The organism is Oleiphilus sp. HI0061 (assembly GCF_001635675.1).
The window spans coordinates 1-8,734 of record NZ_LWFE01000681.1 but is presented as its reverse complement, the minus strand read 5'-3'; the positions used below and the strand labels follow the sequence as shown (position 1 = coordinate 8,734).

The following is an 8,734-nucleotide window of genomic DNA, read 5'->3' as shown; positions in this document are numbered from 1 at the left end:
AGGCATCTTTTTTTCATAAAGAATATGGTCAGTACTTCAAACCAAGAACAACTAAGCCAAAAGATAATAAAAAAGACGACAAAAACAAGCTTGAAAACCCAGATTCTGACAATGACCCAGATCCTCAAAAACCTAGCCGCAGAAAAAGAAAGAGATAATAAATTATTATCTTCTATATTTATTTTTTCGTTTGCTTTTTATGTGGAACTTAAAAGAATTTACAAGTTTTCGTTTATCACTCGAACTTAATTTACTTGATGCTTTATCTAGGGCTTTCAACTCTTCTATCGAACGTTTAGCCACTGTTTTACTGTTCGATTCGAGCGTAGCTTTAACATAGTTAGTAACAGCTTTATTACGATATTTTTCGACGATTTCATTTAGCCCTTGAGCTAATGACTTTAGATATAATTGACCTGCTTCAAACCCCGCTTTTAGTCGTTTTTCGATCTGTTTGAGTTTATTAATACGTTCTTTTCGTTGCTGTTCTTCTTTCTCAAGCTTCTTATTTTGTTCAGATAAATACGTAAATTGGTTGTATTTACGTTGGCCAATGGGCTTTTTGTTATCCATTCGCATATATTTATTCTTAGCTTTTAAGTCTGGGTCTTCATCTTCATATTTTAATTTAAATTGAAAGTCATGGCCGTGCCATTTCAGCCACATATTCGCATATACGTAAAAATGTTCCTGTAACGCGCGTCCTGATATTTCGCGTTCTTCTGGAGTCAGTTTTGAATACTGATCAGAAGACAAATTTAAGTCGGGGCGGGTATGCCGTAACAAACGAATTTCTGCATCGGCATAGTCTGCTAAACCGTTTACTGAATTGACTGCTGAATGGTATACGTGTGGGTGTTCTCTTAACTCGTCGAAGTGGAGTGCTTTTAAGAATATTGGGTATTCTGAAAAGTGTACTTTATGGTAATCCTCATAGAGTTCTACTTGGTCTTTACATGAGAGTGCTATGTCGTTTTCTTCTGGGATTTTGAATAGCTTTTCTACAACGTTGATATTAAACCCTGAACTTTTGTTTTTTCCAGAAATAAGTATTTCATTTTGGAGTTGCTCTAACTCTTCAATAGCACGTTTTTTATCGTTGTAACGCGCTATTTTGTCATCCACTTTTTCAAATAAAATTGAGGCTTTGTTGATATGTTTTTCATCAGACAAACGCGTAATGATATTTTTATATAATCGCTTTTCGTGATCAGATGATTTGTCGGATTCTGCCCATTTTTTAAATTTACGTTTTAATGCTACGCGTCGTTCAGCGCGTTTTGCTTTCAGATTCCTTTCTGCTTCATCATCTTTTGAAAGCTTGTTTTTGTAGTTTATTAAATAACGATAAGCCTCCTCTGCTCTAATTTCATTATCGTACAAATAATATTTGTTTAAATGGGATAATTCTGGATTAACATTTTTGGCTTTCCGTAAAAATGTATGTTCTCCAGATCTATTTAATTGATGCTTTTGATTTTTGGTATAACGTAGCTGACTAAAAAATAATGTGGATGTTTTCATCTCCTTTTCACCGTTGATTTTGTCTCCTCGGTGTTACCCTCGGAGAGCCAAGTATTCTTTATGAAATCTTTACGCGAAGCGAAAGTTGCATGAAGAAAATACTTGGTTATTTAACACGGGTAACTTTCAGTCACCCATATTTTTAACATACATTATTTTTTGAAAAAGCAAACGTCAATATAAGGTCTTGATCTATCAATGCCATACGTTGACTAAATTTCAATAATTTGTAACTATATGAAAAATAACAAGTTTTTCTTGACATGCTCCGAAAAACCTGTATCATGTAATAGTATGAGTTGAGGCCACTGGGGCCGAGGCGATTTATCTTGGCAGATAAGAAAATGAAATTTTATATACAATTAAATAGTCAGTTTCGAAAGAAAATGCAGCTCTAGTTTTATGCGCTGTACTGCCAAGATAAGACCGCCGTAAAGGCGGTTTTTTTTTGCATATTAAAAATAAAAAGAGAGGCAGATGATTATGAACATGGAAAAGTATTGCGAGCGTTGTGACGATGAAACGATTCACAACCATGAAGAGAAATATGAACGATGGATGGATTCATCTATTGATGATGACGACTTATCACAATCAGAAGTGATAAGCAGAATGAACGGCGACAAGGTAACAACGGTGACTTGCACTAAGTGTCTCCACAGTTACCAAACGCTTTAAATAATAGAAATAAGAGGATTAAAAATGGATCAAAAAGAACAAAAAAACGGATTACCAATTGAACGTTTCTGTCACACCTGCGGTGATGAAACAGAACAGCTTTGTAATAGGTATTTAAAACCGAATGCTGATGAGTGGACGGTTGAGTACACATGCACTATTTGCCGTAGAACTATTTAACTAAAATAAAAAATGAGGAAAAAAATATGACTAAAAAGCTAACTAAAAGACAACAACAGGTAGTCGATAATGCTCGAAACAATAAAGCAAGTAATGTTGTTGAGACTGCCGAAAAACCTGAATCTAGAAGAAGTTTTTCTTACAGAATTAAACCTTCCATCGCACATAGGTTTGAACGTGAAATAAATCTTCTAAAAGAGAAAAATCCTTCGATATTGAAAGGAGCGGTGGTTGAAAACTTAATGTCTGACTTTTTAGATGACTTAAACAGAATGAGAGTGGAAAGCGAAAAAGCATACTAAAGGGTATACCGGATAGAACAATAATAAGAGGGCAGTATGGTATGAAAATAAGAATGATGGGAGCCGATGATTTAAACCAACGCTTGGTAGACTTTTTAGTCTGCCAACGCTTGCACGATGGGCGGGTTTATCCGAACCGTGGCGGCAATGGTTCACGAGTTTACCTTGATATTGATGATCGGGAGGCCGAACGGATTTTAGAAAAGTTAGAGCGCTTTAATCAGTTTTTAGATGACGAAAAATCGTTCTATGTCGATCAAATTTTAGAAAATAAAAATAATAAATTGAGGTAAAAAATGACAGAAGATTATCGAACTAGAGAGTATGAGAGCATGTATTTTTGTGAGTCGTGTGACTCAAGGCAAATGCATGATATTAAGAGCGTTTGCACATTTAATGGTTATGGCGCGGGGGAAAATGGTGAAGATGCCCATGATTGGGTGCATTATTTTAGTTGTCATAAGTGCGGCCATCACGGTGCGGATATGTAGTGGATTCACTACGCATATCGGATGTTATGTTAAACCCATAGGTTAAAATGGGTTAATCAACTTGCAAAATAGACCGTTTTGCGTGATATTTAGCAAGATATACCATTTATTTGGGCTGTAACCGTGGATAAAAAGACGATAAAGCTACTTTTTGAAAATGGCGTAGTCGTTAGCTGTGAGATCACAGAAGATCCTACTCGACATCACGGCTATTTGCTCCAGTTTCGACAAAAAAACGGCTCAACGGTTGTGTTGAGTGATTCTCGAAACAAAAGCGAAAAATGGTTTGGAAAACTCGATACTGCCGCAAAAGCTGCAAGAGAAATCGGGTTTCAGAATTTTAGTGTGTACATGCCAAGCCCTGTTGGGAAGCCTGTACCGAAACCTGAGGATTTTAAACTCGGTAATTAAAAACAAGATGGGGAAAATTCTAGCGCCTCGTAAAACCAATAGGCTAGAAAGCAAAAACCCCTAATAACATGTCTTTGGCGAGAGAGTTATTAAGGGTTCCGTGGCCACCCAGTCGGTGACGCGTTAGAGAAATTATAACTGATTTCCTCTCTCCGTCAATTCCTTCTGTGGCTGCACTCGTTCTGACAATAAGGTCAGAACGAAACGAGCAACAGAGGAACATGAATCAAAATAATATAATAAAAATATTCGAAGACAGATTACCTAAAAAACCGTATTACTCTGATGACCTGTGTTTTGGGCTGCGAATTAATGCTGTTGAAAAGGCTAAAAAAGCTAAATTAATTCAGCCAAATGGCCCAACGCATAAGTATTGGTTTATCTTCGACGTAGATAGAAAGGGAGCTTTTCTAGATTGGGAAGAGAGAGGTGCTCCTGCGCCGAATTTGGCAATTATGAATCCTAATAATAAGCATGCCCACCTTCTTTATGGTTTGGAAACTCCTGTTAGAACAGCTAAGGATGCCAAACTGAAACCTTTAAAGTATGCCGCAGCGATTGAACATGGTTTACGTTTAAAGCTTGGATCTGATATGGGGTATAGTGGTCTCATTTGTAAAAACCCTTTGAACTCTTATTGGTGTACTCATACGTTTACCTCTGAGTTGTATACATTGGATTACTTAGCAGAATACGTTGATATTCAAACACCGGTAAACGATGTAGAACCCCAAGGGCTAGGACGAAATGTTGATCTTTTCGATACACTGAGAAAGTGGGCTTATCGGGCTATCAGGCAAGGTTGGCCTAAGTTTGACCAATGGCTTACTGCTTGCTCTGATAGAGCTTTGATGATCAATACAAGATTTACCTCTCCTTTAGATAACAATGAAGTTGACCACGTTGCAAAGTCTGTTGCTAAGTGGACGTTTAATAATTTCTCAGAACGTAGTTTTAGTGACATACAAGCCGCAAGAGGTGCTAAAGGAGGCGCTAAGAGTAAAGGAGGAGGAAGGAAAAAGGACGGTTCTTCTGATAGACAAAAGAAACCTTGGGAGAACATGGGAATATCTAGAGCAACCTACTATAGAAATAAGAAAACTGAGACTAAAACAAGCCATATCAGATAATAGCCCTTAGGGGGGCTATCCATGTGACTCATAGTCCGTAGACATATAGTCAACATCCCTCAATGATCCTTCTTTGTAAAGGGGGATTTCATGAACGAAGATCAAACATTGCTATCTTTTGGTGATCATGTTCGTAAGTTACGTTGTAACGTTGGATTAAGCCAAGAAGAGTTGGCTTCTTTATCTGATCTTGATCGTACTTATATCAGTGGTATTGAGAGAGGTAAACGAAATTTAAGTCTTATTAACATCGTTAAACTCGCTTCTTCATTGAATGTTTCCTTGCCTGAAATAATGTCATTCAATGTGGAAGAATAATTTATGAGTTCTTTGTTTGTTCATGAGGAAGCTGAGAAATTTAGTGTCTCTACAGATTCTGTTATCTATAAGTATATAGCTAGGAAAACTAAGGCTTCTGATAGAGATAGTAAAGCGCGTCGGTCGTTGGGTAATTTGTATGCTTTGTATGTTCTTTGCGATGATTATGTCAAAGGTAATTCTAAAGGATCATCATTTACAGAGTTAATGGCTCGAATGAAAAGTATGCCTTTCGGCTCTAAGTTACAAAACCATCCCTTAGATAATAGGTTAAATGATGAAGTTAGAAGGCAGTATGGCGTTTCTGAAGATATGTTCCCTGTTCAGCCTGCTGATTTGGGAAATGGTAAGAAAGCTAGAAAGATTTCAGTCTCTTTATTATCTGAAGGTGGAATGAATCCAATTGATGTTGCCTCTTATGTTGTTTCATCCATAGATCGATATATTCAGATCATTGATGACAATCAGACAGCGTATTTAAAAGAAATTGAAGATACAAGTTCGGATAAAGATACGATAGGTGTTATTGAAAAAGCATTTGAATACAACTCGGATGCACGTTTATTTGAAATAATATCTTTTGCTTTACTCCATTTACACTTTAGACAGACGTTGGTTACAACGATTATTAATGATGAACAAAGTACAGATCATCTATGTTTGTATCGAACAGGTAGAACAAATGCTAATGATGGTGGAATTGATTTTGTTCTTAAGCCATTAGGTAAATTTTTTCAGGTAACTGAAACTTTAGACTTTAAAAAATATTTTTTGGATTTCGATAAGATTAATCGATTTTCTTTGAGCTTTGTTATTAAGACGGATTTAAGTGAGGCGGATGTTCGAAAAGAAATCGAAGCTAATGCAAAGAAGGAGCTAAAAGAGGATCTTGTTGATTTATATATTTCTTTGTTCGATGAAATATATACGGTTAACGAACTAAAAGAGATCCTAACTTGGGTTTCACAATCTCATGAGCTGATTTCCCAGCTCAAAGAGATTGTGATTAATTGTTTTAAGTTGGAGTATGGCCTCTTAGATTAAAGAGGCTTGTTTCTCTTCACTTTTAGGGTTCTTTTCCCTCACTTTTTTAGAGAGATTGCTCGTTTTTCTTTTCTTTTCCTTTTCCAGCTCTTCTTTGGAAAAGTTAGATGGCAAATCGAGCCTTCTAATTCCCATTTTCACGTAGTCTTCGTTTATTTCTATTCCTATAGACTTTCTACCAAGCCTCTTTGATACTGCTGATGTTGTAAAGCTCCCTGAAAATGGGTCAAGAACAGTGTCACCTTCATTAGACGATGCCTTTACTATTCTTTCTAGTAACGATTCTGGCTTTTGAGTCGGATGATTTTCATATTCGTGCATTTTGAACCTTACACGAGGAAACTCCCATACATTTCCGGGTACTTTCTTCGTATTGTATGGCTGAGGAGGGTTTTTCCTGTAGTCAATAAGCTGTCGTTTTGACCCAGTTTTAGCTTCAACCATTATGTCTTCATGGTTAAATGTGTAGTTTTTTGCATGCTTTGTGAGCATTATTATTGGTTCATACATAGATCCATAATAAGTTTTAGCCTGTACTCCTGAGCTATCATAAGACCATACAATTCTGCTTTTTACACAAAATGTTTTTCTACACCAAATATCTAAATAAGGCATGTTTTCTGTACTGTTCATTAGATAAAACGTACCTGTTGGCTTTAGAACTCGATAACACTCTGATATCCATTCATAGCACCACTCTAAGAAGTCTGACTCTGACCACTTCTCTTTCAAGCCATCGAAGTCCTTACCGATATTGTATGGAGGGTCTGCAAAAATTAAATCGACACTTGCGTCTTCAATTTTGTTGAATGAAGTAAGAACATCTCCGTGTAGTATTTTGTGATTTTCGTCTTCGTATGTTGTATTGAATACATCAAATCTTTCAGCCATTAATACAATTCTCTTTGCGTATATTACTTCATATGTATGAAGTATGAATTATGAATTAATATATTTCTCTAGTGCATCTTTAACTATTGCACTTACAGTTCTGTGTTCTAATTTTGCTCTTTTGTTTGCTGTTGCCATATCCTCTACTTTTTCAAGCAGATCTGAAGGTAAACTAATAGTAGTTCTCGCTATTTCTACTTTCTTTTCTTCTTTGACTTTTGTCTTTGTTATTTTATGAGCATCGTCTGCTTGGTCTGCAAAAGCACTAATTTCTGCTTCAGTTGGTTCTGATCGAGTTCTTTTTTTTACCATCTTATATTAACTCCTGAACAAGCAGTTGTATTTCTGCTTTTGCTTTCGAATCTTTCCACTCAACAACCCCTGCACCTTCACTAATTGAATCTCTGTATGCCTTTCTATCTCTAATTACTGATCGGCATAGTTCTAGTTCTGGGAATTCCGACAAGTATTCTTTTGCCTCATTTGCCTCATTAATCTGAGGGTTACTTGGAGCTAAAGTTAAAACCGCTTTACATTTCAAATCTGGATTCATATCTCTAGCTTGAGTAATTACATCAACTAAATGTGGCAACGTATCTAAATCTGGTTGGCTTGGGCGAAATGGTGTTAACAATATATTGGCAGTTAACATGCCAGTCCTTAACTCTCTGCTATCTCTACCGGCAACATCAACAACGATAATTTCATATCTATTATTTAGATCTTTTAAGTTTTGGTGGATGTTGTCGTACATTGATACGCAATGAATTATTGGATAATCACTTTCAGATCTATCTTGAATAAATCGACTGCTCGTACCTTGTCTGTCTCCGTCAACAAGACAAACGTCCTTTCCTAATCTTGCTAGCTCTGCGCAAATGTTAACAGCAAGCGTAGATTTACCACATCCACCTTTCTGGCTTCCTATTAGAATTATCATATTTCATACTTATGAGTTATTAAATGTGAAGTAGTAAGTATGAAGTAATACTTTTATATGTCAAGTAAGCGCTTGATTAGGATAAAAAAAACGGTACGTTTAAAGTAAAGAATAAAAATAAGAGGTGGTTATATGTTCTTACTTGGTATTGATGATGTGTTTTCAGATTTTCTATCTGAATTAAATATTAAGTTTGATTTTGAACAAATAAATTTTTCAGAAGAGTCAGAATCAGCGCTTGTTAGAGGGGGGAAGCTAAAAAATTTAACTCCAGAAAGAGTACAAGAAATAGCCGCGCCGTATCTGGAAAAGTCTCTTAAACTGCTATGGCAAACAGCTAAAATTTTGCTCTCTGAAAGTGATTTAAAAGTATTTAAATCGTTGCTTAAGAAAGCATTACCTATTCTGAAAAAAGGGGATAAGAAAGAAGTTGATGCTATTTTGAATCAACTAGAGGCATATATTAAAAAGTGCCTTGAAAATTATAATGACGGGTTAGATGAGCTTGATGATGAGTTCAATAATGATAGTAAGTTAGATGCTTTACTTATTATTGCTATGTTGTTTTTTATGTCGGTTCGAAGCAAAGAGGCATCTTTTTTTCATAAAGAATATGGTCAGTACTTCAAACCAAGAACAACTAAGCCAAAAGATAATAAAAAAGACGACAAAAACAAGCTTGAAAACCCAGATTCTGACAATGACCCAGATCCTCAAAAACCTAGCCGCAGAAAAAGAAAGAGATAATAAATTATTATCTTCTATATTTATTTTTTCGTTTGCTTTTTCTGTGGAACTTAAAAGAATTTACAAGTTTTCGTTTAT

The 8,734-nt window shown here is 35.8% G+C and carries 13 protein-coding genes; 9 read left to right on the top strand and 4 right to left on the bottom strand.

The window, feature by feature from the left end:
* Window positions 1-165 precede the first annotated feature (165 nt).
* Window positions 166-1,524 carry a hypothetical protein gene (locus A3735_RS08695; RefSeq protein WP_068637935.1) on the bottom strand — a complete coding sequence of 453 codons (1,359 nt, stop codon included), beginning with the start codon at window positions 1,522-1,524 and terminating at the stop codon, window positions 166-168.
* Window positions 1,525-2,001: 477 nt separating this feature from the next.
* Here A3735_RS08695 and A3735_RS08690 point away from each other — a divergent pair, with 477 nt between their 5' ends.
* The 8 genes from A3735_RS08690 to A3735_RS08660 all read left to right on the top strand — a co-directional run bounded on the left by A3735_RS08690 (window position 2,002) and on the right by A3735_RS08660 (window position 6,078).
* On the top strand, window positions 2,002-2,202 hold the full coding sequence (locus tag A3735_RS08690; RefSeq protein ID WP_068637937.1) for a hypothetical protein: 201 nt from the start codon (window positions 2,002-2,004) through the stop codon (window positions 2,200-2,202).
* Between the two features lie 206 nt (window positions 2,203-2,408).
* A complete protein-coding gene (locus A3735_RS08685; protein WP_068637939.1) occupies window positions 2,409-2,684 on the top strand; it encodes a hypothetical protein in 276 nt (91 codons plus the stop codon).
* 41 nt (window positions 2,685-2,725) lie between these two features.
* The gene (locus A3735_RS08680; RefSeq protein WP_068637941.1) at window positions 2,726-2,977 is read left to right on the top strand and encodes a hypothetical protein; all 252 of its coding nucleotides are present in this window, start codon (window positions 2,726-2,728) and stop codon (window positions 2,975-2,977) included.
* A gap of 3 nt (window positions 2,978-2,980) precedes the next feature.
* Window positions 2,981-3,175 carry a hypothetical protein gene (locus A3735_RS29565; RefSeq protein WP_156499540.1) on the top strand — a complete coding sequence of 65 codons (195 nt, stop codon included), beginning with the start codon at window positions 2,981-2,983 and terminating at the stop codon, window positions 3,173-3,175.
* Window positions 3,176-3,298: 123 nt separating this feature from the next.
* Complete coding sequence (locus A3735_RS08675; protein ID WP_068637919.1) at window positions 3,299-3,586, top strand: hypothetical protein; 288 nt, start codon at window positions 3,299-3,301, stop codon at window positions 3,584-3,586.
* A 221-nt stretch (window positions 3,587-3,807) separates the two neighbouring features.
* A complete protein-coding gene (locus A3735_RS08670) occupies window positions 3,808-4,716 on the top strand; it encodes a replication initiation protein (protein WP_068637921.1) in 909 nt (302 codons plus the stop codon).
* Window positions 4,717-4,806: 90 nt separating this feature from the next.
* Window positions 4,807-5,034 carry a helix-turn-helix domain-containing protein gene (locus A3735_RS08665; protein WP_068637923.1) on the top strand — a complete coding sequence of 76 codons (228 nt, stop codon included), beginning with the start codon at window positions 4,807-4,809 and terminating at the stop codon, window positions 5,032-5,034.
* A 3-nt stretch (window positions 5,035-5,037) separates the two neighbouring features.
* On the top strand, window positions 5,038-6,078 hold the full coding sequence (locus tag A3735_RS08660) for a type II restriction endonuclease (RefSeq protein ID WP_068637925.1): 1,041 nt from the start codon (window positions 5,038-5,040) through the stop codon (window positions 6,076-6,078).
* Here A3735_RS08660 and yhdJ read toward each other — a convergent pair.
* From yhdJ to A3735_RS08645, 3 genes are read right to left on the bottom strand one after another with little or no spacing between them, the layout of a single operon-like run.
* Window positions 6,070-6,969 (bottom strand): adenine-specific DNA-methyltransferase, encoded by a 900-nt coding sequence (yhdJ, locus tag A3735_RS08655; RefSeq protein ID WP_068637927.1) that lies wholly within the window; start codon window positions 6,967-6,969, stop codon window positions 6,070-6,072. The genes A3735_RS08660 and yhdJ overlap by 9 nt on opposite strands.
* 48 nt (window positions 6,970-7,017) lie before the next feature.
* Window positions 7,018-7,281, bottom strand: coding sequence for a ribbon-helix-helix protein, CopG family (locus A3735_RS08650; protein ID WP_068637929.1), 264 nt, complete (start codon window positions 7,279-7,281; stop codon window positions 7,018-7,020).
* Between the two features lies 1 nt (window position 7,282).
* Complete coding sequence (locus A3735_RS08645; RefSeq protein ID WP_068637931.1) at window positions 7,283-7,909, bottom strand: division plane positioning ATPase MipZ; 627 nt, start codon at window positions 7,907-7,909, stop codon at window positions 7,283-7,285.
* A gap of 132 nt (window positions 7,910-8,041) precedes the next feature.
* Between A3735_RS08645 and A3735_RS08640 the strand changes: the two genes are divergently transcribed.
* Window positions 8,042-8,656, top strand: a complete 615-nt coding sequence (locus tag A3735_RS08640; RefSeq protein WP_068637933.1) for a hypothetical protein — start codon at window positions 8,042-8,044, stop codon at window positions 8,654-8,656.
* Window positions 8,657-8,734 lie beyond the last annotated feature (78 nt).